We start from the raw sequence: 26,106 nt of genomic DNA, 5'->3' as shown, positions 1-26,106 counted from the left end.
AGAAATGTTACCGCTCGACTTGCATGTGTTAGGCCTGCCGCCAGCGTTCAATCTGAGCCATGATCAAACTCTTCAATTAAAAGTTTTTTGTTCCCACTCATAAAGAGTGAAGAACGGCGCTCATTGAATTCTGATTTTGATTCTTTCGAATCGAATTGACTGTGCTGAAACAAGTAAACTTGTTTCCGTTGGTCACTCAGTTCAATTGAGACTCTAAATTTGTTTGCGTCATCTAGCGAACTAGAATCTGCTGTTAGAACTCAATCTGTACGAGTGCCCACACAGATGATTGCTTCATATTTTTAAAGAACGTTGCGACTCGTTGTCGCTGCGGCTTTCACCGCGTTAGGGCTGCGCATTCTACGCTTTCCTGACTTGTTGTCAATACTTAATTTTGAGAAAGTTTTCATTTTTCAAAACTGAAGTTTTATTTGACTCCCTGAGCCGCTAGCGCCTCGCTATGCGTTGCTGCCTGCCGTCTCAGTGGGGTCGCATTATAGGGAGATTCGATTTCGACGCAAGCCCTTTTTTAAAGAAAATTGCTAAAAATGGATCGTTCGCCTAAAAAGCACCCGATAGACATACTTTTTATACGTTTTTAAGCAAATAATCACCTCGAATAGCTTGGTAAACTAAAGAGGTGGCTCTTTTTCGTACGACTAATGTTTATTACGAACCTTTATTGCGAACCTGGACCCGCCTAGTTAGAGTTAGGGTATTAGTCATACATCAGTGATAGGAACCTGATATGAGCTTACAAAGTTATAAAGATAAATCTCCCCTAGTACACAAATCGGCATACATTCACGAGTCCGCCGTGATAGTGGGCGATGTTGAAATTGCAGAAGACGCCAGCATCTGGCCCTTGGTGGCCGCACGCGGAGACGTTAACTATATGCGTATTGGCAAACGTTCCAATATTCAGGATGGGACCGTGCTGCATCTGACTCGTGCCAGTGCCTCAAACCCGGAAGGTTATCCGCTCATTATTGGTGAGGATGTAACCGTGGGTCACAAAGCCATGTTACACGGATGCCGTCTTGGTAATCGTATCCTGGTCGGCATGGGCGCCATCATTATGGACAACGTGATAGTGGAAGATGATGTGATCATTGGTGGCGGTGCGCTTGTGCCTCCCAACAAAACCTTAGAGTCAGGTTATTTATATGTGGGTAGCCCAGTAAAGCAGGCACGTCCGTTAAGCGATGAGGAGCGCGCCTTCTTAAAGGTGTCGGCGGATAACTATGTTCGCCTCAAGGATGAATACCTAAACGAGGTTAAGCCAGTGCTTTAATCTGTACTTCGCCTTCTTCACCGAAGGCTTCCTCTTCTATTTGTTGCTCAGCCAACTCTTCATAATCAAAGCGGTGTTCGGCAAAATGCGCCAGAGCATCGCTACGCTCCTTCACCTTAAGCTCGATAATACAAGGTAAAAGTAGCCCATTAACCATGGCATAAAAGGTAATAACACCATTTTCATATTCGACTCTGTCAACAAATTGAATTGCTTGATTCATTATAATCGCCCCTCTTTTAGCGCTGCTATTATAGGCGCACAATCGGGCATTTGCCCACGCCAAAGTTGATATGCATGGGCAGCCTGCGCCACCAGCATACCCAAACCATCCGCCGTAACTATATTCGGATTAATCTTGGATGCCCAACACATAAAAGATGTGGCCTGCTCTGCATAAAACATATCGTAGGCAAACTGAGCCCCTTCGAGATAGCTGGCCTGTAAGCCAGGTAGCTCACCGGTGACGCTGGAAGATGTTGAATTTATGACAATATCCCAGCTTTGCGTGTTTTGACCTGTTAAGCCCCCATAACTGACGTTTTGGTATTGGCTAATACGTTCTACCAACTGCTTTGCTTTTTCCTCTGTGCGATTGACCACATGCAGTTGCTCAATCCCGGCTTCAAGCAAAGGCAAGGCGGCGCCCTTTGCCGCACCACCTGCGCCAATTAACAACACATGCTTGCCTGCCAGTGAGCCACTCAAGCGCTGCAGATCACTAACTAAACCAATGCCATCCGTGTTATCGCCTTTTAAGCCCCCGCCTTCTTCAAGAATTAAGGTATTTACGGCGCCAGCCAGGCGGGCTCGTTCACTCAGAGTATCAACCAGGGCAAAGGCCTGCTCTTTAAATGGCAGGGTGACATTAGCCCCACAGCCACCTTGGCTAAAAAACTCGCTGACGCAGTCAACAAAGCCGTCGAGCGGTGCTAAAATGCGCTGATATTCTATTTGTTCACCTAATTGCGCCGCAAAGGCATGGTGAATGAGGGGTGATTTTGAGTGCGCTATGGGGTTACCAAACACCGCGTATTTATCCATTATCCTTTCCTTATATCGAGCGCATCATGAAGCAGTTACTAAAACGCATCTTTAGCAAAGATGCAAAAAATTCTCAGCAAAGTACAGACGACGTCCACCCTGATGTTGAGCGTACCCCATACGAACTAATGGGCGGCGAAAAAGGTGCTCGTGCCCTCGCCAATCGATTCTACGACATAATGGCCAGCGATGCGTACGCCAAGCCCTTATATGATATGCATCCGCAGCCATTGGATCGTATTCGCCAGGTATTCTTTGAATTTTTATCTGGTTGGTTAGGTGGCCCGGATCTGTTTGTAGAAAAATATGGTCACCCACGCTTACGTCAGCGTCATATGCCCTTCCCGGTCACTGCCGAGCTTAGAGATCAGTGGATGTACTGTATGAATAAGGCGCTGGATATGGAAGTCGATAATCCGGTGCTACGTGAGGGTTTGCGACAGTCGCTCACCCAGCTGGCGACTCATATGATCAATAGCGACAACTAAAAAACGCGGCCGATGCCGCGTTTTTCTACTTTTATACCCAGTCTTTTGGTTTCAGGTAATGCTCATAGAGTTCTGACTCTGGCGAACCCGGCTCAGGGTTAAAGTCATACTCCCAGCGCGCCAATGGCGGCATCGACATCAATATCGACTCGGTACGCCCACCGGTTTGCAAACCAAACAAGGTGCCTCTATCCCACACCAGGTTAAATTCAACGTAGCGACCACGGCGATACAATTGGAATTGACGCTCTGCCTCGCCATAAGGCGTGTCCTTGCGCTTTGCAATCAAAGGCAGGTATGCATCTAGGTATCCGTTACCCACAGCCTGCATAAAGGCAAAGCTCTTCTCAAAGCCCCATTCGTTAAGATCATCGAAGAAGAGTCCACCCACGCCGCGCGTCTCATCCCGGTGTTTCAGATAGAAGTATTCGTCACACCAGGTTTTATACTTGGGATACACCTCATCACCAAAGGGGGCGCACAGGTCATGGGCAACCTGGTGCCAATGTTTTACATCTTCAAGCTGCGGATAAAAAGGAGTTAAATCAAAACCACCGCCAAACCACCAAATCGGTTCCTCACCCGCTTTCTCGGCAATAAAGAAACGCACATTGGCATGACTGGTGGGAATATGCGGGTTTTTTGGGTGAATCACTAGGGACACACCACAGGCATGGAAGCTTCGGCCGGCTAATTCCGGGCGATGTGCGGTCGCAGATGCGGGCATGGAAGCACCAAACACATGAGAGTAGTTTACGCCACCTTGCTCGATAACATTGCCATCACGGATTACTCGGGTACGACCGCCGCCGCCCTCTTCGCGTTGCCATGCATCTTCAACGAACTGGGCGCCGCCATCGGCTTCTTCCAATCCGGCACAAATCTTATCCTGCAACGCCATTAAGTAGGTTTTAACCTGGGTCAGTAACTCTGAATGCATGCTTATCCTCGAATAATTTGTCCGTTCATGGCGTCTTTGATCACGCTAGGCTGGTCAGCGCCACCCAAGGGCTCATCGACATAAAAGCCAACTTGTTCGCCAAAGGTAGCCTGCCCTTGCGCGATTGATGCAACCGGTTCATGACCGCTTAAGTTAGCGCTGGTAGACACGATTGGGCCACCAAATTCTTGGCACAAGCGCTTAACTGTGGGGTGAGCACTGACGCGCACGGCGATAGAGTCAAACGCACCGGTGAGCCACTTGGGCGTCGTTGCTGCTGCCGGCATCACCCAGGTCACGGCACCGGGCCACTGCGAAAAAATATCCGCGCGCTTATCCATGGGAATTCGATGATCGGCCACATAAGGAAGTAATTGACCATAGTTGTCGGCGATTAAAATCAGGCCTTTTTCAACCGGGCGTTGTTTGATTGCCAGCAAGGCTTCAACGGCCGCTTGATTCATAGGGTCACAGCCCAAGCCGTATACCGCCTCGGTGGGGTAAAGAATTACTTCGCCCTGTTGCAAACTGCTCAGCGCCGTTTTCGGCTGTTCTGCATCACTCACTGTCCGCTCTCCGCATCATCGGGCTGTTTGTGCCCACAGTTCTTTTGCGGGCATTGTAGCATAGCTCCCTCGGCAAAGTGGCGTTTCATCATGACCGGCCACTGACACTGTTCACAGGTCACCGCAACAGGCGGGTAATTCAGGCTGTATTTGCACTTGGGGTAGGCATCACAGGAATAAAAAGCCTTACCATATTTGCTGCTGCGCTGGGTTAAATGACCTTTATTACACTTGGGGCAAGGCGGCAAAGCGCTGTCTTGTTCACTTTGCTGACGCTGATCGGCGATATAGTGACACTCGGGAAAGTTGGTGCAGCCGATAAACATGCCAAAACGGCCATTTTTAACTGCCAAGGGCGCGCTACATTGCGGACAGGGATTATCCTCAAGCACTTTTAGGGTACTGGTATCATGTTGATGCAAGGGACGAATAAAGTGGCATGTTGGATAACTGGCACAACCTAAAAAGGCACCGGATTTGGAATGGCGCATTACCAGCTCGCTGCCACATTCTGGGCATACCTCGTACTCTTTTTCCAACGCGTGTTTATCGGCATTAAATAAAGAATGATCTATTTTCGTCATGCGCACCCAGCCCCTTGGTTAATGTGCGCCCAATATACTCAGACTCCGATGAAGATCAAGCTTAATGCAGGGTCGGATTGGGGTCGTCAAAGATTAAGTCTTCCATCTGCGCATAGGCATGCTCCTGACCTGGCACACTGAGAAGCACCATTAACACCACCCACTTAAGGTCATCCAGGGCTATTTGCGCATGATCTAAGGCCATGGCTCTGTCTATCACCATTTCACGCGTGGTGCCGTTGATCACACCGACCTGCTCTAAAAACAGTAAGAAGCCTTGGCATTGAATATCAAGCTTAATGCTTTCCTCACCTGTGTAGATACGACAGGCTGCGGCTGGGGTTCTATCCAGATACGGACTCTCATCGCTGTGCTGCAACTGTGCCAGTTGCTCAAGCCAATCCAAGGCCTTATATATTTCCGGGCTGTTAAAACCGGCCTTGAGTAATTCATCGGTAAGCACGCTTTCTTCGACAAAGATTTCGCTTTCGTTATGAATATAGTTTTCAAACAAATACATTAGGATATCAAACATGTCACTCGCCCCCTACTCTGGTATAGCCGCCCGAAGTGCTAATAATGCTGCCTTCGAGTTCTAAGTCTATTAATAGCGTTAATAATTGCGCGATTGGAATTTGCGAGCTCAAAGCTATAGCGTCTATGCTGGTTGGCTCAAAACCAATATGGCGAAGTAAAGTGTTCTCATCCTCTTTTTCTACTCCCTCATTATTTATATATAGACCCTTTTGTTGATAACAACCTAATTCGGCTAACACATCTTCGGCATTTTCCACTAGCGCCGCCCCATGCTTGATCAAAGCATGGCAGCCACGGGAATATGGGTTATTCACCGCCCCGGGCATAGCCATCACCTCACGGTTATAATCCATCGCCAGTTCGGCGGTGATCAGGGAGCCGCTTTTTTGCTCCGCTTCAACGACTAAGGTACCTAGACTTAACCCGGCGATAACCCGGTTGCGACGGGGGAAGTGCTGCGCCCGCGGTTGTGTTCCGGGCAAAAACTCACTAACCAATAGGCCATGTTGGGCAATTTGCTCCCGCAACGCCTTGTTACGACGCGGGTAACATAAATCAACTCCCGTACCCAGCACAGCCAATGTCGCTCCACCATTATGCAATGCCCCCAGATGGGCGCTGGCATCTATCCCCATGGCCATGCCAGAGGTTACGGCCAGTCCTGCATCACTGAGCTGAGCGGCAAACTCAAAGGCATGGTGCTTCCCACCTATACTCGCCCCTCGGCTGCCGACAATCGCCACCTGAGGCTGGGCCAATAAGCCACTATTGCCTATACAGAATAAAAGTAAGGGTGGGTCGGGCAATTCCTTTAACAACGGCGGATACAAGGTGTTAGCCAGACTGATCACATCTATGCCCTGATGGCGATACTCGCTCAGCTCTTGTTGCAAGGGTTCAAGTTTAGTTGTGGCCAAATAAGCAGCAATATCGCGGCGCAAGCCAGCTTCAATAAGCACCTCTGCATCGGCGACTAAATCAAGTATGGGAATATGTTGTAGTAAGGTATAAGCGCTACGCAAACCAAGACCCGGCGTGCGCATCAACGCCAGTAGGCTGGCATCGGCTAGAAATAAATCGGCCTCTGAAGAGGCCGATAGATTAGATTCACTCTGTGTCATGCTCCCTCCTTGAGCACGACCCAAAAGCTTGTTACGGAAAGCGTTGGTTAGTCAACGCTTATAAGATCTCCGACACGTATGGGTCGTAATGTTTTGGTAATGATGGCATAGCTTACACGGTCTTGAACTTTAAGAACCATAAGCTCACCCACCTTTTCCTTGGGCATATGCCAGGTCTTGTTATCCGCATCCTCTTCCAAGCCCATGCCTTCTTCCATATTCGACATAAACTTATCGTAGGTACTGGAGTCTTCTTTATATTGAGGACCATCGCGACCATCGATTACTGTGGGTGACTGACGGCGGATATCAAACATGTGACCCGCTTTAACTTCGTCTACTAAACCACGGTTTAGCACCACAATATCCATCTGGCTAAATTCACGAAGCTGATTAGATGAAGCGATGATTTCACCATCAATGTCAGTCTCGGGACGGCGCATCTGGAAAGATGCAGGCAAACTTTGACCCTGGTTAACCGGCATTAAGAAATCACCGGCATTAATTTCGCGCTTAACGCCATCAACGAAGATGGACGCAGGCACACCAGAGTTTACATCGCCGCTGCGGAACGCCTTGGCGGTGGCCACAAGTTTCACCTCATAACCCAACAGCTCATCGGTCTGAGGGTCAATATAAGGGCGGTTCTTGTGATAGATGGCATAACTACTGTTACGCTCCAGGTCGCCTTTAACGTAAAGAATATGACCCTGAGTAGAGCGTTTCACATTCTCGTTGGCACCCAGCACATAAGGTTGAGCATTAATCTGCTCTTCACTTAGCGCTTGTTCGTAAGTCAAAAACGGGCGCAGCAGCTCCAACGACAAAGTTGGTAGTGCGTCTCGCTTCAATGTCTTGCGACCATGTGGCGATAGTTTCTGATAGTTGTCCGGGCGTTTAACCACTAAGCGCGGTCGCCCTTGGGCGTCGTACACTAGATACAGTGTATCGCCAGGGTAAATAAGGTGAGGGTTATCAATTTGTGGGTTCATTTGCCAAAGCTCTGGCCACAGCCAAGGCTTATCCAAATAAATAGCAGAGATATCCCATAGTGTATCTCCCTTCTTCACCACATATTGTTCCGGTGCGTCGTTTTTGACTGCTAAAACATCTGCTAATGATGGAAAAGCAACCGCAAGAGCAAATACGGCAGCTGATAGCTGTTTAATCATTGTAATGAGCTTCCTAAAGCTTGTTTTATTATATTTATTACCCAATAACCTGTTAAAGGTGCACACGAATGGCTAAAATAAAAACATAACACAATACCTGATATTTAGCACAATTTTTAATAAGGCAATTATGGCACTTTTAGAAGTACTTAGGTTCCCAGATGAACGTTTACGCACGATTGCAGCACCTGTCGAACAAGTGGATGACAGCATTCGTAGCATTACAGAAGACATGTTAGCCACCATGTATGACGAAAATGGTATCGGTTTAGCTGCAACGCAAGTCGATATTCACCAACGCATTGTGGTTATTGATGTTTCTGAAGAACGTGATGAGCCTCTGATCCTTATCAACCCTGAGATCACGCACAAAAACGGTTCTACCGTTAGCGAAGAAGGATGCCTGTCAGTTCCCCATTCGTATGCCAAGGTTGATCGCGCCGAAACCGTCACCGTTAAAGCCCTGAATGCCCAAGGCGAAGAGTTTACTTTGGATGCCGATGGCTTATTGGCCATCTGTATTCAACACGAATTAGATCACCTAATTGGTAAGTTATTTATTGATTACTTGTCGCCGCTAAAACGTCAGCGTATTCGTAAAAAGCTTGAAAAAGAAGCCCGTCTGGCCGCTAAAGCTTAATTACAAGGAATCACAGTGACACAAGCCCTTCGCATCGTATTTGCCGGTACACCGGACTTTGCTGCACGCCATTTGCAGGCATTAATCGATTCAGATCATGAGGTGGTTGGCGTATACAGCCAGCCGGATCGCCCCGCCGGACGTGGTAAAAAACTCAAAGCCAGTGAGGTAAAGACCCTGGCTCTAGAGCACGACCTCCCGGTGTTTCAGCCAGCCAGCCTGAAAAGTGAAGAAGCGCAGCAGCAACTCGCCGCATTAAATGCCGATATCATGGTGGTAGTCGCCTACGGCTTGCTGCTGCCTAAAAGCATTTTAGAGACGCCAAAACTTGGTTGTATCAATGTCCATGGCTCGATTCTGCCGCGTTGGCGCGGTGCCGCACCGATACAAAGAGCGATTTGGGCCGGCGACACAGAAACCGGTGTAACCATAATGCAGATGGACGAAGGCCTGGATACCGGTGACATGCTCAGCATTAGCCGCTGTGCCATAGATGCCAAGGAAACCTCGGCCTCACTCTACGCTAAATTGGCGGAGCTTGGCCCCTCGGCACTGATAGAAACATTGGCCAACATAGAAAGCATCACTCCGCAGCAGCAAGATGAGCAACGCGCCAACTATGCGCACAAGCTCTCCAAACAAGAAGCCCTGCTGGATTGGCAACTGGAAGCGGTGCAGTTAGAGCGCAATATTCGCGCCTTTAACCCCTGGCCGGTCAGTTATACGGAAATGGCCGGTAATACGGTGAAGGTATGGCAAGCCGAGGTGGTTGCCGAACAAGGCACGCCAGGCACCATTTTACGCGCCGATAAAAGTGGCATAGTGATCGCCTGTGCGACCGACGCTCTAAAAATAACTCAGCTACAGCCCCAAGGAAAGAAACCTATGTCGAGCCAGGATTTCCTTAACGGCCGTGCCGATTGGGTCACAGTAGGCAGTTCATTAGCCACTGCGGATAATCAAGGTGAGTAATGTTCGCGCCCAGGCGGCGCACACCCTTTACCAGGTAGTCGACAAAGGTATTTCTCTGTCTGTGGCCCTGCCCAGATACAGCCGCGATCTAAGCCCGCAAGACAAGGCGCTGATGCAACAAATGTGCTTCGGCGTTTTACGTTATTTGCCAAGCCTGGAGTTTTATTGTCAGCAATTGCTTGAAAAGCCATTGAAAGGCAAAAGCCGGGTTTATCAATTTTTGCTCTACGTTGGCTTATATCAATTGCAATATATGCGCGTGCCCGAGCATGCCGCCGTGGCCGAAACGGTCAATGCCCTAAAGTCCATGCGTGCGGTAGGCCTCAAAGGCCTGGTTAACGCCGTGCTACGCACCTTTCAACGCCAACAACAAGGCCTGGAAGAGCAAGCAGAACAAATAGATGCCTGCAAATACAATCACCCGGGCTGGTTGATTAAAAAGCTACAGCGTGATTACCCAGAGCAATGGCAAGATATTATCGAAGAAAATCAGCAACAGGCGCCCATGTGGCTAAGAGCGAATAATCGCCTGAATAACCGCGACGCCTATGCCGACAAGCTGTTTGATAAAAGCATAGGCTTTAGCATAGATGAAGCCTTCCAGGATGCTATCCGCCTCGATAAGGCCATGGATGTATTTGCCCTGCCCGAGTTTGAACACGGCGCCTGTTCGGTACAGGATGCAGCAGCCCAGCAGGCTGCAAGGCTTCTGGACCCACAGGACGGTGAACTTATTCTCGATGCCTGTGCAGCGCCCGGTGGCAAAACCTGTCATATTCTCGAGCTTGCCGATGCCCGTGTCGTCGCTCTTGATGCCGATGCCCAGCGTCTTGAACGCGTTAATGAAAACCTCGAGCGAATCGGTTTAAACGCCGAATTAATCTGCGCTCAGGCGGAGCAAACCGAGCAATGGTATCAGGGCGAGCAGTTCGACCGTATTCTCCTCGATGTGCCTTGCTCGGCCACCGGGGTGATCCGCCGTCATCCGGAATCAAGTGGCTGCGTCGCGGCAGCGATATCGATGAATTGGCACAATTGCAAGCAAGCATACTTGAAGCCATCTGGCCGCTATTGAAATCCGGCGGTACTCTGGTTTACGCCACCTGTTCGGTATTAAGCGAGGAAAACCAATCGCAAATGCGGGCATTTTTGGCCAAACATAGTGACGCCAAGCATATAGCGTTGCATGATAAGGATACCGAGCAGCAGCCGGGTTGGCAGTTGTTGCCGGGTGAAACCGATGGTTTTTACTACGCAAAAATAATAAAGCAGTGACATAGTCATGAAAATTATCATCTTAGGTGCAGGCCAGGTTGGCGGCACATTGGCGGAAAACTTAGTGGGTGAGCAAAACGAGATCACCGTGGTCGATATCGACGGTGACCGCTTGCGAGAGCTGCAAGACAAATATGACTTGCAAGGCGTAAATGGCCACAGCGCTCACCCCGATGTGCTGCGCAAGGCCGGCGCCGAAGATGCGGATATGATCATCGCCGTGACCAGTTCCGACGAAGTGAACATGGTGGCCTGTCAGGTTGCCTACAGTATCTTTAACACCCCGACTAAAATTGCGCGGATCCGCTCGGAGCAATACTTACGTTATCGCCAGCAGTTATTCCACAATGATGACCTGCCCGTTGATCACTACATAGCTCCCGAGGCTCTGGTCACCAAGTATATTCGCCGCTTAATCGACTACCCTGGCGCCCTGCAGGTGTTGCAGTTTGCCGACGGTAAACTGTCCTTGGTGGCGGTTAAGGCCTACTACGGCGGTATGCTGGTTGGTTATGCGCTCTCAGCATTAAAGGAACATATTCCCAACGTGGAAACCCGGGTTGCCGCCATTTACCGTCAGGGTAAGGCCATCAAGCCGCTGGGAACTACGGTTATCGAAGCCGATGATGAAGTCTTCTTTATCGCTGCAACCAAGCATATTCGCGCGGTAATGAGCGAGCTGCAAAAGCTGGAACGCTCCTATAAAAAGATCATGATTGCCGGAGGCGGTAATATAGGCGCAGGCCTGGCTCGCTCACTGGAGAAAAACCACAGCGTCAAGCTGCTGGAGCGCAACCCTATGCGGGCCGAGCAGCTCTCGGAAATGCTTGATGATACTGTGGTCTTCTGTGGTGACGCTTCTGACCAGGAGCTGTTGTCAGAAGAGCATATCGAGCAGGTAGATGTCTTTATCGCCGTGACCAACGATGATGAAGCAAATATCATGTCGGCCATGCTGGCCAAGCGCATGGGTGCGCAAAAAACCATGGTGCTAATTCAGCGCGGTGCCTATGTGGATCTGGTTCAAGGTGGTGAAATCGATATTGCCATTTCGCCGCAACAGGCGACCATTTCAGCTCTATTAACCCATGTTCGCCGCGGTGATATAGTGAACGTTTACTCACTGCGCAAGGGCGCTGCTGAAGCCATTGAGGCTGTGGCCCATGGCGATGAGAACACCTCAAAGGTGGTGGGTCGTGCCATTAGTGAAATCAAACTCCCTTCGGGCACTACCATTGGCGCCATAGTGCGTAATGATGATGTACTTATCGCCCATGACGATACCGTGATTCAAAGCGGCGACCATGTGATCATGTTCTTGATCGACAAAAAGCATATTCATGTAGTCGAGAAGCTCTTCCAGGTCAGCGCCATGTTCTTATAAGCAAAAAAAAGCAGCTTTAGTTGGAAACTAAATGCTGCTTTTTGCTTCTCTAATGGATTTAGGTGTTTACTCAATATTGGCAAACTCTTCTGGCGATAGCTCGCCGTTACCATCAATATCAAGCTCATCGAACTTAGCCATTACTTCGGCATCGGCACTCGCTTCTTCCTTACTGATGCTGCCGTTACCGTCCACATCAAGAGATTCAAACGTCGCGCCCGAACCTGCAAATGCAGTCGAAGAAGATGCCAAAATAGCCATTGCTAGTAGTGTATTGGTCGTTTTCATAACTTGCTCCAAATATTCAAAAAGTAAACTTACTGAGCTGTTGCGAATTCTTGCTCGCTCAGCTGGCCGTCTTTGTTGCTGTCCAAGTCCTTAAACTCTTGCATTAGTTCAGGATATTGAGCCGCTTCTTCCATGCTGATAGCGCCATCGCTATCTACGTCCACAGTGTTAAATTCCAAGTCCATCGCGAATGCAGACGATGCACTGACTAAGCCGATTAAGGCGATTGCTTTAGAGGTCTTATTCATTGTTAACTCCCTGTGTTATTTCGCTTTAGCGAACTCTTCTTGAGACAGCTCGCCATCTACGTTTGTGTCTAAGTCTTTGAACTGGCTGATTAGCTCTGGGTGCTTTGATGCTTCTTCCATGCTAATGGCACCATTGCCGTCACTGTCTACCGTGGCAAAGTCAGCTGCTAAGGCAAAGGCCGCAGAAGAACCGACAAGGGCGCATAAGGCTAAAATGTGCTTTGATTTTTTCATCATTATCTCCTACTGATCACTGTAATAACTGCTGAAAATTACTCTGCTTTGTCAAACTCGGCTTGCGAAAGCTCACCGTTACCGTCGCTATCTAATTGTGCAAATTGCTCGGCTAGCGCAGCATCAGCGGCAGCTTCTTGCACAGAGATAGCACCGTTGCCATCAACATCAAGAGTTGAGAAATCGGCAGCAAATGCTGCGCTTGATGCGGCTAAAGTGATAAGAGCGATAGTTGCTGTCATTGTTTTCATATTACTGTCCTTCCTACTTGTTTTGGTGTGAACCTAACGAACCTAATATTCGCCATCACATTTTCGACTCGCTAGGACTAATACAAGTCCGATGCCAGTTTTAAAAAAAACATATAATTCAATATTTTGAAACATTGATTGCTAAGAAATCAGGAATTCCCCCGTTTTTTCTGTTGCCATTTCGCGACAAGATCAAAGCTTTAAAAATAAAATATATATTTTTCAGTTAGTTAGTAATTTTTGATGGAGATTTCATTCAGAAACCACACAAATGGTAGACACGCTTTTCTGATTTTTATCTGAATAGAGGAGCCAAGAGGCAGATTTGGGCATGAGTGAAAAATTAATTTAATATTTATATATCAAAATGTTATATGTTTACTTTCGCTTTTTGAAAATTAATTTCATAGCCAGAACACGGCCATAGATAAATTGTTGCCTTTTAGCAACATGCAGGGCTTTGTTCAGGTTGAAGCGGGTGAATTAATAAGAGTGACCTGAGTGACGCTAGAAGTTGGTAATAGTGATAACAATTCTTCCTGAAGCTTGGGCCCGGCTCGGGCATCCACGCCCTCGCGTTCGGCACTCCAAGAGTGACGTTATATGCAATAGGTGAGTTCGGTGCAAGTAAGTCATCCTGACGCTTCGGTCCGGCTCGACATCCGTGTCTCGCGTTCGAATTTACAAGAGTGACTGAAATACGTCGAAGGTAAGTTTTGTGCAAGTAAGTCGTCCTGACGCTGGGTCCCGGCTCGAGCATCCACGCCCTCGCGTTCGGCACTCCAAGAGTGACGTTAAGTCACTCTCGGTCGCAGTAGCGACCGCGCCTCACCCACGCCAGAAGGTGGGGGTGAATAGTACTAGCAAGGTGAAGATCTCTAGACGACCAAAGACCATGGCCAGGGTTAGAATCCACTTGGCGTTATCGCTGATATCACCGTAATGAGCCGCCACCTCACCCAGGCCCGGACCCAGGTTATTTAAGCAGGCTGCGGTCGCCGAGAAAGCGGTGATATTGTCTAAGCCCGTGCCCATAAGGCTGATCATGATGATCACAAAAACCAGGGCATAAGCGGAGAAGAAACCCCATACCGCCTCAACCACCTTATCGGGAAGCGCCTTCCGGCCAAGCTTAATGGAATAGATTGCCCTTGGGTGGACCAAGCGGTTAAGTTCACGAATGCCCTGCAAGTACAACAAGAACACCCGCACCACCTTCATACCGCCACCGGTAGAGCCGGCGCAACCACCAATAAAGCTGGAGAAAATAAGCAAGATGGGCAGGAACAGGGGCCAGGCTGAGAAGTTGTCGGTAGCAAAGCCCGCCGTGGTACCGATAGAAACTGCGTGGAACATAGCCTGATCTAAGGTTTCATCACCATTGGCATAGATATTATTCGACGACAATACGGCAAAGCAGATGATGATCAGCGCCACCTGAATTAAGAAAAACACCTTTAATTCCGGGTCGCGCAAATACACCTTGGCACTGCGATTGGCCACCACAGCGTAATGCAGAGAAAAGTTCACCGCCGCGATTAATAAGAACACCACGCAGATAAGGTTGATCACCGGGCTGTCAAAGTAGCCCATGGACGCATCATAGGTAGAGAAGCCACCTATGGCTATGGTCGAGAAGGCATGACAGATGGCATCGAACCAGCCCATCCCTGCGACCCAATAGGCCAAGGTACAGGCCAGGGTCAGGGATACATAGATATACCAAAGGTGCTTGGCGGTATCGGCAATACGCGGTGTCATTTTCGAGTCTTTCACCGGCCCCGGCGTTTCGGCACGATACAGCTGCATGCCACCAACGCCAAGCATGGGCAGCACGGCCACTGCGAGTACGATTATCCCCATACCACCGAGCCATTGCAGTTGCTGGCGATAGAAGAGCACAGACTTGGGCAGATATTCAATGCCGGTCAATACGGTGGCCCCCGTGGTGGTGAGCCCGGAGAAGGCCTCAAACACCGCATCGGCCAGCGAGAGTTTTGGTGCATCAAGAAAGATCAGGGGTAAGGATGCAAACGACCCCAGTACCAGCCAAAACAATACCACGATCAAAAAGCCTTCACGGGCTTTGAGGTCGCCATGTTCATGGCGGTTAGGATAATAGGCGAACAAGCCGGCAATAACGCTAAAAATAAACGCAAGAATAAACGGCAGACCACCACCATCTTTATAGATAAGTGATACCAGCGCGGGGGGAACCATGGTAATACTAAACAAGGCTACTAGCTGGCCGAGTATTTTTATTATCGTGCGGTATTGCATTTAGCGCGTCGCCGTGACTTTTCTTTGCATGTTATTGTCTTACTGTTTTATTTTTAACTCAACAGTACCATGGCTTAAATCAAAAATATCTTTTATGGCATCCTCAGCCTGGCGCGCATCGATACGGATCTGCCAGGAAATATGGCCGCCATACTCCTTGTCCATCGCCAATACCTGGTATTGTGAGTTAAGGCATTGTTCTATCTGCCCTTGTAGAGCATAGTCACTGTCGCCGGTTAACACCACACTGGGCACCTTTATCTGTGTCTGTAGTTGCGCCAAAGCATTATTCAGGGTACCGCCATAGGCGCGTACTAACCCCCCCGTGCCCAACTTAATACCACCAAAATAACGGGTGGTTACGGCGCATATCTCGCCCAAGCCACTGCCCTGAAGCACATTCAACATGGGCTTGCCGGCGGTGCCATTGGGTTCACCATCATCACTAAAGCCATAGACATGACTGCCACCAGGCGCTCCGGCTACATAAGCCCAGCAGTTATGGCGGGCATCCGGATACTGCTCATTGATCAAAGCAATAAAGGCCTTGGCGCTGGCCACATCCGGAGTATGGGCAAGGTGAACGATAAAGGTGCTTTTTTTGATTTCTTCTTCGTAACTCAGCGATTGTGCTGGATAAGCATATTCTGACATAGACGAGTCGCAGGATGCGGCGGTGAGGCAACGACTTCACCGCCATAGGAGATAATTAGTCGAGGTTTAATTCGCGGGTCATGTTTTCAAGACCATGCTCATGGACAATGATATTGTCCTCGATACGAATACCGCCAAAGGGTTTAAACTCAGCGACCTTGTCCCAGTTTACGTACTGTCGATTGTCCGTTGCCGCTAAATCCTCAAGCAGGGAATCAATAAAGTACAGGCCAGGTTCAATGGTGAACACCTGGTTCGCTTCAATCATACGAGTACAACGCAGGAAAGGATGCCCCTCAGGTGGTGCCTGATGAGTACCCGTTTCATCGGCCATAAAACCGCCTACATCATGTACCTGTAAGCCAATATGATGGCCCAGACCATGAGGGAAGAAGGTTGAACTAATGCCCTTCTCGACAATCTGCTGTGCCGGTAGGTTAACGATATTAAAATCACTTAGCACCTGGGCTACACGCTGATGGCAATCAAGGTGTAGCTCACCGTAGAGCTTGCCAGGGGATAACGAGTTACAAAGCTCTATCTGATGTTGATTCATCACAGCCAACAACTCGGCAAACTGACCCTGACGCGCAAAATCGTAAGTACGGGTAATATCAGCGGCATAACCATTGAAATTGGCACCGGCATCGATCAAAAACGAACGGTGTTGCGCAGGAGTATTTCGTTCAAAATGGGTGTAGTGCAAAATGGCACAGTTTTCATTTAGGGCAACGATATTGCCATAAGGCGTATCGTTTTCGCTGTGCTTGGTCGCCAACAGGTAAGCATGTTGGATCTCAAACTCCGATTTACCCTGATAGAAGGCATCGCGCGCCGCCTGATGACCGGCTACGGCTAGTTTGTTCGCTTCACGCAAACAGGCTTGCTCATACTGAGTTTTATAAGCACGGTGGTAATGCAGATAATTCATCACCGGCTCTGGGTTCATCAACTCAAAACCAAGGGCTTGTGCTACTTCTGCACACTCACCTATATAGGCATAGCTCGCCTTATCATGGGGTAGTAGTTTTTCTACCTGCTCTGGCTTAACCAGTAACTCGATATCGAAATAGTCGGCCCAATACTCGCTCGGTTCGTCCGGCACTTTATGCCAAAAATCAACGGGGCGATAAAAGATAAGTTTAGGCTTATCGCTGCCGTTCACTACCAGCCAGCAATGCGGGTTGTCGATCACCGGCAACCAGGCTTTAAATTGTGGGTTCACCTTAAACGGATAATACATATCATCCAAAAATTGGCGCTTTGCCTGGCCAGAATGAATTACCACACCATCTAGGTTTTCACGCTCAACAATTTCGCGCGTGCGTCTTTGCAGGGTTGCAATATGTTCAGCGTATAACACCGCCAATGTATTCATGTATCACCCTCTTTGCTAATTATGTTTATGCCAGTCTATCATAGGCGCCGCTGTTGCGGCTAACCGCCTATATTCATATCTAAAATTGTCGCCAGGACATTTTCATCCTTGCCTTGCTTGGCCAGATAAACCTGGCGATAGGCAAACACGTTTTTGACGTAATCCCGGGTTTCACGATAGGGGATCAGTTCAATCCATAACTCTGCCGGCATGGCTTCATCGGGGATCCACTTATTGACGCGATGGTAACCGGCGTTATACGAGGCCGTGGCTAAAATTTGATTGCCGCGGGTCTTCCCTTCCAAATACTTTAAGTACTTGGTGCCTAAATTAATATTTGTGCTGGGTTCATACAAACGCTTGCTCGAAACAGAACTGCGATTAATGTATTTGGCGGTGCTGGGCAATAGCTGCATCAGACCCCGAGCATCGGCGCGCGAGCGGGCATCGGCGGCAAAGGAGCTTTCCCTGCGGGCAATAGCGATACTCCAATCCAGGTCCACCTTATGGCGGTGACTGTAACGCTTAAAGAGATCCGTGTAAGCATCGGGAAAGCGTAAATCGACATAATCCCAGGCCTTTAGTCGCGCCAGGGTGACTATGGCCCTGTCATGCCAGCCCTGCTCCGACGCCAATACCGCAGCAGCCAGCTTTTCGGCATTACTGGAGGTGTCGAGCAGATAATTCCACTCCCTTCTGGCACTGGTGACTCTTTCCAGCTCATATAAAATCTGTGCCCGTTTAAACCCTGGCGCCTGCTCTACCTTGGCCTTTAAACCCGGCGCCAGCGTCAATTGCTGGTTATTAAGGTTAACTGGGAGGTCTAATCGCGCCGCAGCTAAAAAGCCGTAATAGTCGCGCTCATTTGCCAATTGCTGCCACAGCTCCTTGGCTTGCTCGTTTTTACCCTGGCGTGAATAACTGTAAGCCAGCCAGTATTTATGTCCGGCGTTAAGCGCTTTTTTCGGCGTAAAAAAGGCGATAATGGCCGGCCAGTCCTGCTCCCTAAGCATATTCGCCAAATGCCACTGCACCAGTTTGCTATCCTGCTGGGCATCGGGCACCTTGTTCAGCCAAAACTTAGCATCATCATGCTGCTTAACCGCCAGCGCATAGGCCAAGGCATAGTGGATCTTATCTTGTTGCTCGTCGCTAAAGGTAAACATGCCAGATAATTTTTGCCAGGCGCGAACGGCCAGATCAGGGTCTTGCCAAACCAGGCGTTTAACCCCGTAAACGGCAATGTCCGCTTCTTTGGGAGATTTGTTTTTATAGCGATATAAACCGGCTGCGGCACTGGGATCTTTTTTAACCTGGGAATATAAATCTGCCAGATAACGCTCCTTGGCCGGCAGTTGTGTTTTTAAATAGCTAACCAACTTATGCTGCCCCGCCTCGGCGGCTAAGCCCAAACGTTGCCATACTGCTTCCGACGTTTGCCCGCCAGCCTTGCGCCAATAAGAAAACACCCTATCGCATTCCTTGGGTTGTGACTTACCTACCAACCACAGTTTTTCTATCTGCTCCAACAGGGCATCTTTTGGCGCTCCAAGTTGCCACTGAAACTCAAGGTACTGGCAGGTAAGCTCGACATCCTTGGTAACGCTGTAATTCTCTACAAACTTGGCCTTATGGCCATGCTTGGCCAAATAGTTCAACCAGGCACTGCGCACCGGCCACTCCAACGGCGTATGCTGGTACACCTGCAAGAAATGCTCTATTTCGGTTTGATATTTAATATGCGGATGGTGCTTATAGAAAGCCATTTCCACATAGGGCTTAAGCGGATGTTTAAGGCGCTCATTGGCCTTCTTAAATTCTGTGTAATTGCCGCCCCTGGCAATTTTTTCCGCTTTGAGGAAATCATCGTGCTCGCCGGCAAATGAAGCACTGCAAACTTGCAGCAAGGAGGCGGCCAGCAGGGTGTGAAGAAGTCGTTTCATGATAATCCTAACTGTATTTCGTGAAACAAAAGCAGCGAAGAAGCCAACATTAGGCAAAAAAGCGCGCTGCCCTCATAGAGTCAAAGACTCTCAATAACTGTACTACATAAATGCCAGACTTTTTACCTATGCCAACCGCATTCTGGCGTGTTTTGGTCGCATCTCTTTTTTGAGCTAACTTTAACTGTATGTAAATTTTAACCTTAAATTTTCATTGCATTTTGCGATTAAAGGCGAGACACTGATTTAAATTTAACTCATCGTACCAGTTTCATGTGAAACAAAGGGAGATACCCATGATATTTCAGAGCGATTCCTTTGTAGTTTCTTTTATAAAGGACCAAATTGCCGAGTTTAAGTTCACTGTGCCCGGCTCAGTAAACAAGCTTTCGCAGCAAACCCTGAGCGATTGCCATCAGGCAATTAAAGAATTAGCCCAACGTGACGACATCAAAGGTATGGTGTTCACCAGTGACAAAGATCACTTTATCGTTGGCGCCGACATTTTCGAATTCCTACCCACTTTCCAACGTCCAGAAGAAGAACTGGTTGGCTGGATTAAAACCGCCACCGACGTATTCGACGCCCTGGAAGATTTACCTTTCCCAACTTTAAGCGCCATTAACGGTATGGCCTTGGGCGGCGGTTGCGAGTGGGTTTTAGCTACCGATTTCCGCGTAGCCAGTGAAACCGCCAAAATTGGTTTACCAGAAACCAAGCTGGGCATCATGCCGGGCTTTGGTGGCACTGTACGCTTACCTCGCTTAATCGGCGCTGATAACGCCATGACTTGGATCACCACGGGACAGGAAAACCGTGCTAATGACGCCCTAAAAGTGGGTGCCGTCGACGCCGTAGTGGCCGCTGACAAATTACTGGGTGCCAGTATCAGCATGCTAGAGCAAGCCATTGCCGGCAAACTGGATTGGCAGCAACGCCGAGCGCAAAAACAAGCACCATTGAAAATGAACAAGGTAGAGCAAGGCATGAGCTTTGCTATGGCCGAAGGCCTGGTGATGGGCAAAACCAAGGGTCATTACCCTGCCCCTGTGATGGCGGTTAAAACCATCAAGGCGGCTGCTAATATGAGCCGCGATGAAGCCATGGCATTGGAAAACGCCAACTTCGCAAAATTGGCCAAGACCAAGGAAGCGGCGGCGCTAACCGGTATCTTCCTGGCCGACCAATACATTAAAGGCAAGGCCAAGAAACTGGCCAAGGGCAGCGACACTCAAATCAATCAAGCCGCAGTACTAGGTGCCGGCATTATGGGTGGCGGTATCGCTTATCAATCGGCCTATAAAGGCACCCCCATTATCATGAAAGACATCAACCAAGGCGCTTTAGATCTTGGTATGGGTGAAGCCGCTAAGCTACTTGGAAAAAAAGTACAACGCGGCCATATGAGCATGGACAAGATGGTTAGCGTGCTAGGTAAAATAAAACCGACCTTGAATGATGCCGATGTGCAGGCCGCCGATATAGTCGTTGAAGCGGTTGTTGAAAACCCTAATGTGAAAAAAGCGGTATTAAGCGACTTAGAGAAATCCATGCCAGCAGGCACGGTACTCACCTCAAACACCTCAACCATTCGCATCGATGAGCTGGCCACGGCCCTGGAAAAACCAGAAAAATTCTGTGGTATGCATTTCTTCAACCCGGTACCCCGTATGCCGCTGGTTGAGATCATCCGTGGTGAGAAAACCTCACAAGAAACCGTCAATGCTGTGGTTGATTACGCTCTTAAGCTGGGCAAGTCGCCTATTGTTGTTAATGACTGCCCGGGCTTCTTTGTAAACCGCGTGCTATTCCCCTACTTTGCCGGTTTCAGCAAGATGGTTAGCGAAGGCGTCAACTTCGCTAAAATAGACAAGGTGATGGAAAACGTATTCGGCTGGCCGATGGGCCCAGCTTACCTGCTTGATGTTGTTGGTATCGATACCGCCTTCCACTGTACAGGTGTAATGGCCGATGGCTTCCCCGAGCGCATGGCGCGTCAGGAAAAAGATCCGGTCACCATTATGGCTAACGCAGAGCGCTTTGGTCAGAAAAATGGTAAGGGTTTCTACAGCTACGCCCCGGACCGCCGTGGTCGCTTGAAGAAGAGCTCGGATGCCCAAGCCCTTGAACTAATTGCGCCACTATTCGATGGCGAGCAAGAGCTGGATAAACAAGAGATCATCGACCGCTGTATGATCCCTATGATCAACGAAGTACTGCTTTGTCTTCAGGAAAACATAGTTGCTTCACCACAAGAAGCCGATATGGCGCTGGTGTACGGCATAGGTTTCCCTCCGTTTAGAGGCGGCGCATTCCGCTATCTAGACCAAATTGGCCTGGCCAACTTTGTGGCGGCTGCCGACAAGTACGCGCACCTGGGTGCTATTTACCAGGTATCAGACGAAACCCGTCAATGGGCTGAACAAGGCCGTGTGTTTTATCAAGTGGAGGGACAATAATCATGAATAAGGTTGTTATTGTAGATTGTATTCGTACGCCTATGGGCCGTTCTAAAAACGGTGTATTCCGTCATAAACGTGCCGAAGACCTGAGTGCACACTTGATGAAGGGCTTGTTGGAACGCAACCCGGCGGTAGACCCGGCATCGATTGACGATATTTACTGGGGCTGTGTGCAGCAAACGCTAGAGCAAGGCTTTAACGTGGGCCGTAACGCCGCCCTGCTTGCCGGTATTCCTCATACCGTACCTGCCGTGACCGTTAACCGCTTATGTGGTTCTTCTATGCAGGCGCTGCATGATGCCGCTCGCGCCATAATGACCGGCGCCGGTGACACCTACCTTATCGGCGGTGTGGAACACATGGGTCACGTGCCTATGACGCACGGCAACGACTTTCACCCAGGGCTGGCAACATCCGTTGCGCAAGCCGCCGGTGTCATGGGCCTAACCGCCGAATACCTGGCCACCTTGCATGGCATTAACCGTCAGCAGCAGGACGAATTCGGTGCTCGATCGCATCAACGCGCCCATGCGGCAACGGTTGAAGGTCGCTTCAAAAAAGAAATCCTGCCCATGGAAGGTCATGACGAAGATGGCGCCCTAACCTTGGTTGAAGACGATGAAGTTATTCGTCCGGAAACCACGGTTGAAGGCCTATCTCAACTTCGCCCTGTATTTAACCCGGCATCAGGTAGCGTGACCGCAGGGACCTCTTCGGCCCTGTCTGACGGTGCCTCAGCCATGTTGGTCATGAGTGAAGACAAGGCCAAAGAGCTAGGCCTGCCGATCCGCGCCTATGTGAAGTCTATGGCGGTGGCGGGCTGCGATCCGTCTATCATGGGTTATGGTCCTGTGCCTGCCAGTAAGAAAGCGTTGCAAATGGCCGGTTTGACTATCGATGATATCGATGTGGCCGAGCTGAACGAAGCCTTTGCCGCTCAGTCTTTGCCTGTACTGAAAGATCTTGGCTTGCTGGATAAGGTAGACGAAAAAGTTAACCTCAACGGCGGTGCTATTGCCTTGGGTCACCCCTTGGGTTGCTCTGGCTCGCGTATCAGCACCACGCTAATCAATATCATGGAAGACAAGGATGCTAAATATGGTTTAGCGACCATGTGTATCGGTCTTGGTCAGGGTATTGCGACGGTCTTTGAACGTCCGTAAATAACCTGAACTTGGGTTAAGAAGTTCGCTAATATGCTTTAAAAATAACTAACTTGAGGTCAAATTTTTCTAGCTAGATGTTTTGATTAATACAAGGCAAATTTGTGCGGCAATAGAAGCTCTATTGCAAACAAATTTAACGCGGTAGTAAGAAAAACAGCAGCTAGAAAGCAAGTTGTTATCACAAGTCCAGGTTACTTAAGTCTTGGTGACAAAAAGGCGGGTTCAGCTTAGTGCTCCCGCCTTTTTTCTTGCTGCGACTTTGGGTAAAATGGGCGTTTTCTACGCGAGCACTCATTTATGACCTTCGATACCGCCGATCACGTTCTTGATGCCTTAGGCTTACGCTGCCCAGAACCCGTTATGATGGTGCGCGGTACGGTGCGCAAAATGAATAATGGCGAAACCTTGCTGATCACCGCGGACGACCCTTCAACCACCCGCGATATTCCCAGCTTTTGCCGCTTTATGGACCACACTCTGGTGGCCCAGCAAACGGAGCAGTTACCTTATCAGTACTTAATCAAAAAAGGGCTTTAACAGCCCTTTTTATTATTCAAACACCTGATTAATGGTTACCAAGGGCTTGCTAAAGCGCGAGAAGTTAATAGATACCTTGTACCAACCCTCTTCCGCCGGAGTAAAGCTAAAGTAGTTATACACGCTGTTACAGTCCGCCTGTACCGGCAAACCAATCTCCAGCTGCTTATCCAGACCTTCGTCTAAATAACCACAGTTATAGTTTTCACTCCAATCGGCATCGGCAATTTTAAATTCATAGGCCTTGCCCGGGGTCGATAGCTTGATCTTGGTTTCATAAATGGCCGGCGCCACCTTGACCATTTGATACTCTGGCTGCGCATCCCATAATGAGAAGTCGCCACGCAGATACAAAGGCTTTTGTACTTCTTCAACCGGCACTATATCGTCCAGGGTAACTGTGCTTGAGCACGCACCTAAAAATAATGTGGCTAAAACGAGGGAGAGTTTTGTCTTCATTGTTATTTTCCAAATTTGACGCACTTTTCATCAGTCTAAGAAATTCGTGCACTGGCTTCAATAAAAAAGCCAGCACAAAGCTGGCTTTCGTCATGAATGTAAGAAATATTCACTATTTTTGCAGTACCGAGATATCGGCAACCTGTAAAAACAGGTCCTGCAACTGAGACAATAGTGCCAGACAGTTACGCTTAATTGCTTCGTCGTCCGCCATAACCATGACGTTATCGAAGAAAGCATCAACACTTTGGCGAATATTGGCCAGTTCACTTAGTGCCTGCTGGTATTCGCCCTGCTCATATAAAGGCGCAAGTTTGGCCTGATAGGCTGCCACTTCTTGTGCCAACGCCTGCTCAGGTGCTTCTTGCAATAAGCTTGGCTCAATGGCACCGCTTTCTTGAACATCATTTTTGCTCAGGATGTTACCAACACGCTTGTTGGCCGCAGCCAAGGCTTCTGCCGGCTCAAGAGTACGGAAATGGCTTACCGCCTTAACGCGTAGATCAAAATCCAATGGCTTCGAAGGACGACGCGCCAATACAGCCTGGATCACATCAACCTCAATGCCTTGCTCCTGATACCAGGCGCGGAAGCGACCCAGTAGGAACTCAAACACATCTTCGGCAACCTGATTATTGCTTAGCTTATCGCCGAACAGGGTTTGCGCTTTCGCAACGATATCAAGCACATCCAGAGAAAGTTGCTTTTCAACCATGATGCGTAAGGCACCGATAGCGGCGCGACGCAGTGCAAACGGGTCTTTGTCGCCCTTAGGCGCCTGACCAATGCCGAAAATACCTACCAGAGTATCGAACTTATCCGCCAAAGCCACAGCACAGCTGATATCACTGTGTGGCAAGGCATCACCGGCAAAGCGCGGCATATACTGTTCGTTCATGGCCAGAGCTACGGCTTCGTTTTCACCATCAAAGCGTGCATAGTGCATACCCATCACGCCCTGAACATCGGTGAATTCCATCACCATTTCGGTCATCAGATCGGTTTTACTCAATAGACCTGCGCGCTCGGCCAGGGCCTTATCGGCACCCAGTTGCTCGGCGATATAACCAGAAAGCGCGCTAATACGCTCGGACTTATCTTTAAGGGTACCCAATTGCTTTTGGAACAATACGGTACCGAGTGACTCCAAACGGCTTTCCAGAGTTTTCTTTTTATCCGTTTCAAAGAAGAACTGCGCATCGGCAAGACGTGGGCGTACCACCTTCTCGTTCCCGGCGATAACCACGCTTGGATCTTTACTTTCAATGTTCGAAACAAACAAAAACTTGTTAATCAGATTGCCGTCTTGATCTAGCAGCGGGAAGTATTTCTGGTCGTCCTTCATGGTGTAGATCAGGGCTTCGTCCGGTACCGCCAGGAAGCTTTCTTCAAATGAAGCGGTAAGCGTTACCGGCCACTCAACCAAAGAGGTTACTTCTTCAAGCAGGTCTTCATCCATGGCCACTACCGCACCAAGTTGTGTCGCTGCCGCTTCGATTTGGTTGCGGATCATTGCCTTACGGTTTTCGTAATCGGCAATAACATAGGCTTTCTTCAGCTGCTCAAGGGCTTCATTGGCATTATTGATGGTAACCTTTTCCGGGTGATGGAAACGATGTCCCTGAAGCTGGTTAGCAACCTGCTTACCAAGGATCTCACCGGCAATCAGGCTGTCACCGTAAAATACCGTGGCTGTGTGTACAGGACGGATAAACTGGGTCTTATTGGCACCCCAGCGCATAGGCTTAGGGATAGGCAGTTTCGCCAGTGCCGCATTTACCGCATCGACGATCAACTCTTGAACCGGCTGACCGGCAACTTCGGCCTTATGCAGTAACCACTCGCCTTTATCGGTAACATGGCGACCCGCTTCGCTCACTTCGATACCACAGCCGCGGGCCCAGCCCATTGCCGCTTTGGTTGGGTTACCATCAGCATCAAATGCCGCCTGAATTGCAGGACCACGCTTTTCTACTACCTTATCTGCCTGCTTGCCATCAAGTTGCAGCACCATCAGACCTAAGCGACGTGGAGAGGCGTACCATTGCACCCCTTCATGTGCCAGAGCAAGTTCTTCTAATTGCGCTTTTAGGCCATCGGCGAACGCCTCGGCAAGGGTACGCAATGATTTCGGCGGCAATTCTTCTGTACCGATTTCTACTAATAAATTTTGCTTTAACATGGTAATT

26 protein-coding genes, 1 rRNA gene and 1 pseudogene are annotated in these 26,106 nt (G+C 49.1%); 9 read left to right on the top strand and 19 right to left on the bottom strand.

Annotation, left to right across the window (positions count from 1 at the left end; genetic code table 11):
- Positions 1 to 79, bottom strand: a 16S ribosomal RNA gene (locus C2M34_RS06020); the annotation flags it as partial.
- A gap of 669 nt (positions 80 to 748) precedes the next feature.
- Here C2M34_RS06020 and C2M34_RS06015 point away from each other — a divergent pair.
- Entirely contained in the window at positions 749 to 1,294 is a 546-nt protein-coding gene (locus C2M34_RS06015) for a gamma carbonic anhydrase family protein (protein ID WP_105258313.1), read from the top strand.
- Here C2M34_RS06015 and C2M34_RS06010 read toward each other — a convergent pair.
- Together C2M34_RS06010 and aroE are read right to left on the bottom strand one after the other, a co-directional pair.
- Positions 1,278 to 1,517 carry a DUF1488 family protein gene (locus C2M34_RS06010; protein WP_105188779.1) on the bottom strand — a complete coding sequence of 80 codons (240 nt, stop codon included), beginning with the start codon at positions 1,515 to 1,517 and terminating at the stop codon, positions 1,278 to 1,280. The genes C2M34_RS06015 and C2M34_RS06010 overlap by 17 nt on opposite strands.
- On the bottom strand, positions 1,517 to 2,338 hold the full coding sequence (gene aroE / locus C2M34_RS06005) for a shikimate dehydrogenase (RefSeq protein ID WP_105215212.1): 822 nt from the start codon (positions 2,336 to 2,338) through the stop codon (positions 1,517 to 1,519). The genes C2M34_RS06010 and aroE overlap by 1 nt, the downstream gene beginning before the upstream one ends.
- A gap of 26 nt (positions 2,339 to 2,364) precedes the next feature.
- On the opposite strand from aroE, the gene C2M34_RS06000 reads away from it, so the two are divergent.
- A complete protein-coding gene (locus C2M34_RS06000) occupies positions 2,365 to 2,826 on the top strand; it encodes a group II truncated hemoglobin (protein WP_105201219.1) in 462 nt (153 codons plus the stop codon).
- A 31-nt stretch (positions 2,827 to 2,857) separates the two neighbouring features.
- Here C2M34_RS06000 and hemF read toward each other — a convergent pair whose 3' ends face one another.
- The 6 genes from hemF to C2M34_RS05970 form a co-directional block, all read right to left on the bottom strand.
- Positions 2,858 to 3,766 carry an oxygen-dependent coproporphyrinogen oxidase gene (gene hemF / locus C2M34_RS05995; protein ID WP_105258312.1) on the bottom strand — a complete coding sequence of 303 codons (909 nt, stop codon included), beginning with the start codon at positions 3,764 to 3,766 and terminating at the stop codon, positions 2,858 to 2,860.
- Between the two features lie 2 nt (positions 3,767 to 3,768).
- Complete coding sequence (locus tag C2M34_RS05990; protein ID WP_105258311.1) at positions 3,769 to 4,332, bottom strand: Sua5/YciO/YrdC/YwlC family protein; 564 nt, start codon at positions 4,330 to 4,332, stop codon at positions 3,769 to 3,771.
- Positions 4,329 to 4,916: a DNA topoisomerase family protein gene (locus tag C2M34_RS05985; protein WP_105258310.1), complete on the bottom strand. Its 588-nt coding sequence runs from the start codon at positions 4,914 to 4,916 to the stop codon at positions 4,329 to 4,331. The genes C2M34_RS05990 and C2M34_RS05985 overlap by 4 nt, the downstream gene beginning before the upstream one ends.
- A gap of 61 nt (positions 4,917 to 4,977) precedes the next feature.
- Entirely contained in the window at positions 4,978 to 5,451 is a 474-nt protein-coding gene (locus C2M34_RS05980; protein WP_105201215.1) for a DUF494 family protein, read from the bottom strand.
- A gap of 1 nt (position 5,452) precedes the next feature.
- The gene (dprA, locus tag C2M34_RS05975; RefSeq protein ID WP_234398772.1) at positions 5,453 to 6,574 is read right to left on the bottom strand and encodes a DNA-processing protein DprA; all 1,122 of its coding nucleotides are present in this window, start codon (positions 6,572 to 6,574) and stop codon (positions 5,453 to 5,455) included.
- 47 nt (positions 6,575 to 6,621) lie between these two features.
- Positions 6,622 to 7,746, bottom strand: coding sequence for a LysM peptidoglycan-binding domain-containing protein (locus C2M34_RS05970; protein WP_105201214.1), 1,125 nt, complete (start codon positions 7,744 to 7,746; stop codon positions 6,622 to 6,624).
- A gap of 130 nt (positions 7,747 to 7,876) precedes the next feature.
- Here C2M34_RS05970 and def point away from each other — a divergent pair, with 130 nt between their 5' ends.
- The 4 genes and pseudogenes from def (at position 7,877) to trkA (ending at position 12,017) form a co-directional block, all read left to right on the top strand.
- A complete protein-coding gene (gene def, locus C2M34_RS05965) occupies positions 7,877 to 8,386 on the top strand; it encodes a peptide deformylase (protein WP_105201213.1) in 510 nt (169 codons plus the stop codon).
- Between the two features lie 15 nt (positions 8,387 to 8,401).
- A complete protein-coding gene (gene fmt, locus C2M34_RS05960; RefSeq protein ID WP_105258309.1) occupies positions 8,402 to 9,358 on the top strand; it encodes a methionyl-tRNA formyltransferase in 957 nt (318 codons plus the stop codon).
- A pseudogene (gene rsmB, locus C2M34_RS05955) lies at positions 9,342 to 10,633 on the top strand (16S rRNA (cytosine(967)-C(5))-methyltransferase RsmB). Before fmt ends, rsmB begins: the two are co-directional and overlap by 17 nt.
- Before the next feature lie 7 nt (positions 10,634 to 10,640).
- A complete protein-coding gene (gene trkA, locus C2M34_RS05950; protein WP_105201210.1) occupies positions 10,641 to 12,017 on the top strand; it encodes a Trk system potassium transporter TrkA in 1,377 nt (458 codons plus the stop codon).
- A 66-nt stretch (positions 12,018 to 12,083) separates the two neighbouring features.
- Here trkA and C2M34_RS05945 read toward each other — a convergent pair whose 3' ends face one another.
- The 8 genes from C2M34_RS05945 to C2M34_RS05910 all read right to left on the bottom strand — a co-directional run bounded on the left by C2M34_RS05945 (position 12,084) and on the right by C2M34_RS05910 (position 19,293).
- Positions 12,084 to 12,305 (bottom strand): EF-hand domain-containing protein, encoded by a 222-nt coding sequence (locus C2M34_RS05945; RefSeq protein WP_105201209.1) that lies wholly within the window; start codon positions 12,303 to 12,305, stop codon positions 12,084 to 12,086.
- Positions 12,306 to 12,334: 29 nt separating this feature from the next.
- Positions 12,335 to 12,553: a calmodulin gene (locus C2M34_RS05940; protein WP_105201208.1), complete on the bottom strand. Its 219-nt coding sequence runs from the start codon at positions 12,551 to 12,553 to the stop codon at positions 12,335 to 12,337.
- A gap of 15 nt (positions 12,554 to 12,568) precedes the next feature.
- On the bottom strand, positions 12,569 to 12,787 hold the full coding sequence (locus C2M34_RS05935) for a calmodulin (RefSeq protein WP_105201207.1): 219 nt from the start codon (positions 12,785 to 12,787) through the stop codon (positions 12,569 to 12,571).
- A gap of 38 nt (positions 12,788 to 12,825) precedes the next feature.
- The gene (locus C2M34_RS05930) at positions 12,826 to 13,038 is read right to left on the bottom strand and encodes a calmodulin (protein WP_105215198.1); all 213 of its coding nucleotides are present in this window, start codon (positions 13,036 to 13,038) and stop codon (positions 12,826 to 12,828) included.
- 828 nt (positions 13,039 to 13,866) lie between these two features.
- Entirely contained in the window at positions 13,867 to 15,318 is a 1,452-nt protein-coding gene (locus C2M34_RS05925) for a TrkH family potassium uptake protein (RefSeq protein ID WP_105201205.1), read from the bottom strand.
- A 39-nt stretch (positions 15,319 to 15,357) separates the two neighbouring features.
- On the bottom strand, positions 15,358 to 15,972 hold the full coding sequence (locus C2M34_RS05920) for a YigZ family protein (RefSeq protein ID WP_105201204.1): 615 nt from the start codon (positions 15,970 to 15,972) through the stop codon (positions 15,358 to 15,360).
- Positions 15,973 to 16,027: 55 nt separating this feature from the next.
- Entirely contained in the window at positions 16,028 to 17,350 is a 1,323-nt protein-coding gene (gene pepQ / locus C2M34_RS05915; protein ID WP_105258308.1) for a Xaa-Pro dipeptidase, read from the bottom strand.
- 59 nt (positions 17,351 to 17,409) lie between these two features.
- Positions 17,410 to 19,293: a transglycosylase SLT domain-containing protein gene (locus C2M34_RS05910; protein WP_105201202.1), complete on the bottom strand. Its 1,884-nt coding sequence runs from the start codon at positions 19,291 to 19,293 to the stop codon at positions 17,410 to 17,412.
- 296 nt (positions 19,294 to 19,589) lie between these two features.
- Here C2M34_RS05910 and fadB point away from each other — a divergent pair, with 296 nt between their 5' ends.
- The 3 genes from fadB to tusA all read left to right on the top strand — a co-directional run bounded on the left by fadB (position 19,590) and on the right by tusA (position 23,458).
- Positions 19,590 to 21,752, top strand: coding sequence for a fatty acid oxidation complex subunit alpha FadB (fadB, locus tag C2M34_RS05905; protein ID WP_105258307.1), 2,163 nt, complete (start codon positions 19,590 to 19,592; stop codon positions 21,750 to 21,752).
- 2 nt (positions 21,753 to 21,754) lie between these two features.
- Positions 21,755 to 22,918, top strand: a complete 1,164-nt coding sequence (fadA, locus tag C2M34_RS05900) for an acetyl-CoA C-acyltransferase FadA (protein WP_105201200.1) — start codon at positions 21,755 to 21,757, stop codon at positions 22,916 to 22,918.
- A gap of 300 nt (positions 22,919 to 23,218) precedes the next feature.
- Positions 23,219 to 23,458, top strand: a complete 240-nt coding sequence (tusA, locus tag C2M34_RS05895) for a sulfurtransferase TusA (protein ID WP_105188758.1) — start codon at positions 23,219 to 23,221, stop codon at positions 23,456 to 23,458.
- A gap of 12 nt (positions 23,459 to 23,470) precedes the next feature.
- Here the strand turns inward: tusA and C2M34_RS05890 are convergent, their stop codons facing one another.
- Entirely contained in the window at positions 23,471 to 23,917 is a 447-nt protein-coding gene (locus C2M34_RS05890; RefSeq protein ID WP_105201199.1) for a hypothetical protein, read from the bottom strand.
- A gap of 112 nt (positions 23,918 to 24,029) precedes the next feature.
- A complete protein-coding gene (glyS, locus tag C2M34_RS05885) occupies positions 24,030 to 26,099 on the bottom strand; it encodes a glycine--tRNA ligase subunit beta (protein ID WP_105258306.1) in 2,070 nt (689 codons plus the stop codon).
- Positions 26,100 to 26,106 lie beyond the last annotated feature (7 nt).

The organism is Pseudoalteromonas sp. T1lg88, from assembly GCF_002964765.1.
Classification (GTDB): domain Bacteria; phylum Pseudomonadota; class Gammaproteobacteria; order Enterobacterales; family Alteromonadaceae; genus Pseudoalteromonas.
The sequence above is the reverse complement of the archived record's forward strand: the minus strand, read 5'-3'. Positions and strand labels throughout refer to the sequence as shown.

Bases quoted from the DNA above. Each gene is read 5' to 3' on its own strand.
- C2M34_RS06015 (WP_105258313.1), top strand. From the start codon at position 749: ATGAGCTTACAAAGTTATAAAGATAAATCTCCCCTAGTACACAAATCG.
- C2M34_RS05980 (WP_105201215.1), bottom strand. From the start codon at position 5,451: ATGTTTGATATCCTAATGTATTTGTTTGAAAACTATATTCATAACGAA.
- C2M34_RS05930 (WP_105215198.1), bottom strand. From the start codon at position 13,038: ATGAAAACAATGACAGCAACTATCGCTCTTATCACTTTAGCCGCATCA.
- fadA (WP_105201200.1), top strand. From the start codon at position 21,755: ATGAATAAGGTTGTTATTGTAGATTGTATTCGTACGCCTATGGGCCGT.
- C2M34_RS06010 (WP_105188779.1), bottom strand. From the start codon at position 1,517: ATGAATCAAGCAATTCAATTTGTTGACAGAGTCGAATATGAAAATGGT.
- dprA (WP_234398772.1), bottom strand. From the start codon at position 6,574: ATGACACAGAGTGAATCTAATCTATCGGCCTCTTCAGAGGCCGATTTA.
- C2M34_RS05935 (WP_105201207.1), bottom strand. From the start codon at position 12,787: ATGAAAAAATCAAAGCACATTTTAGCCTTATGCGCCCTTGTCGGTTCT.
- C2M34_RS05920 (WP_105201204.1), bottom strand. From the start codon at position 15,972: ATGTCAGAATATGCTTATCCAGCACAATCGCTGAGTTACGAAGAAGAA.
- glyS (WP_105258306.1), bottom strand. From the start codon at position 26,099: ATGTTAAAGCAAAATTTATTAGTAGAAATCGGTACAGAAGAATTGCCG.
- C2M34_RS05940 (WP_105201208.1), bottom strand. From the start codon at position 12,553: ATGAATAAGACCTCTAAAGCAATCGCCTTAATCGGCTTAGTCAGTGCA.
- aroE (WP_105215212.1), bottom strand. From the start codon at position 2,338: ATGGATAAATACGCGGTGTTTGGTAACCCCATAGCGCACTCAAAATCA.
- C2M34_RS05910 (WP_105201202.1), bottom strand. From the start codon at position 19,293: ATGAAACGACTTCTTCACACCCTGCTGGCCGCCTCCTTGCTGCAAGTT.
- def (WP_105201213.1), top strand. From the start codon at position 7,877: ATGGCACTTTTAGAAGTACTTAGGTTCCCAGATGAACGTTTACGCACG.
- C2M34_RS05985 (WP_105258310.1), bottom strand. From the start codon at position 4,916: ATGACGAAAATAGATCATTCTTTATTTAATGCCGATAAACACGCGTTG.
- fadB (WP_105258307.1), top strand. From the start codon at position 19,590: ATGATATTTCAGAGCGATTCCTTTGTAGTTTCTTTTATAAAGGACCAA.
- C2M34_RS05970 (WP_105201214.1), bottom strand. From the start codon at position 7,746: ATGATTAAACAGCTATCAGCTGCCGTATTTGCTCTTGCGGTTGCTTTT.
- C2M34_RS05925 (WP_105201205.1), bottom strand. From the start codon at position 15,318: ATGCAATACCGCACGATAATAAAAATACTCGGCCAGCTAGTAGCCTTG.
- trkA (WP_105201210.1), top strand. From the start codon at position 10,641: ATGAAAATTATCATCTTAGGTGCAGGCCAGGTTGGCGGCACATTGGCG.
- C2M34_RS06000 (WP_105201219.1), top strand. From the start codon at position 2,365: ATGAAGCAGTTACTAAAACGCATCTTTAGCAAAGATGCAAAAAATTCT.
- pepQ (WP_105258308.1), bottom strand. From the start codon at position 17,350: ATGAATACATTGGCGGTGTTATACGCTGAACATATTGCAACCCTGCAA.
- C2M34_RS05890 (WP_105201199.1), bottom strand. From the start codon at position 23,917: ATGAAGACAAAACTCTCCCTCGTTTTAGCCACATTATTTTTAGGTGCG.
- C2M34_RS05945 (WP_105201209.1), bottom strand. From the start codon at position 12,305: ATGAAAACGACCAATACACTACTAGCAATGGCTATTTTGGCATCTTCT.
- tusA (WP_105188758.1), top strand. From the start codon at position 23,219: ATGACCTTCGATACCGCCGATCACGTTCTTGATGCCTTAGGCTTACGC.
- hemF (WP_105258312.1), bottom strand. From the start codon at position 3,766: ATGCATTCAGAGTTACTGACCCAGGTTAAAACCTACTTAATGGCGTTG.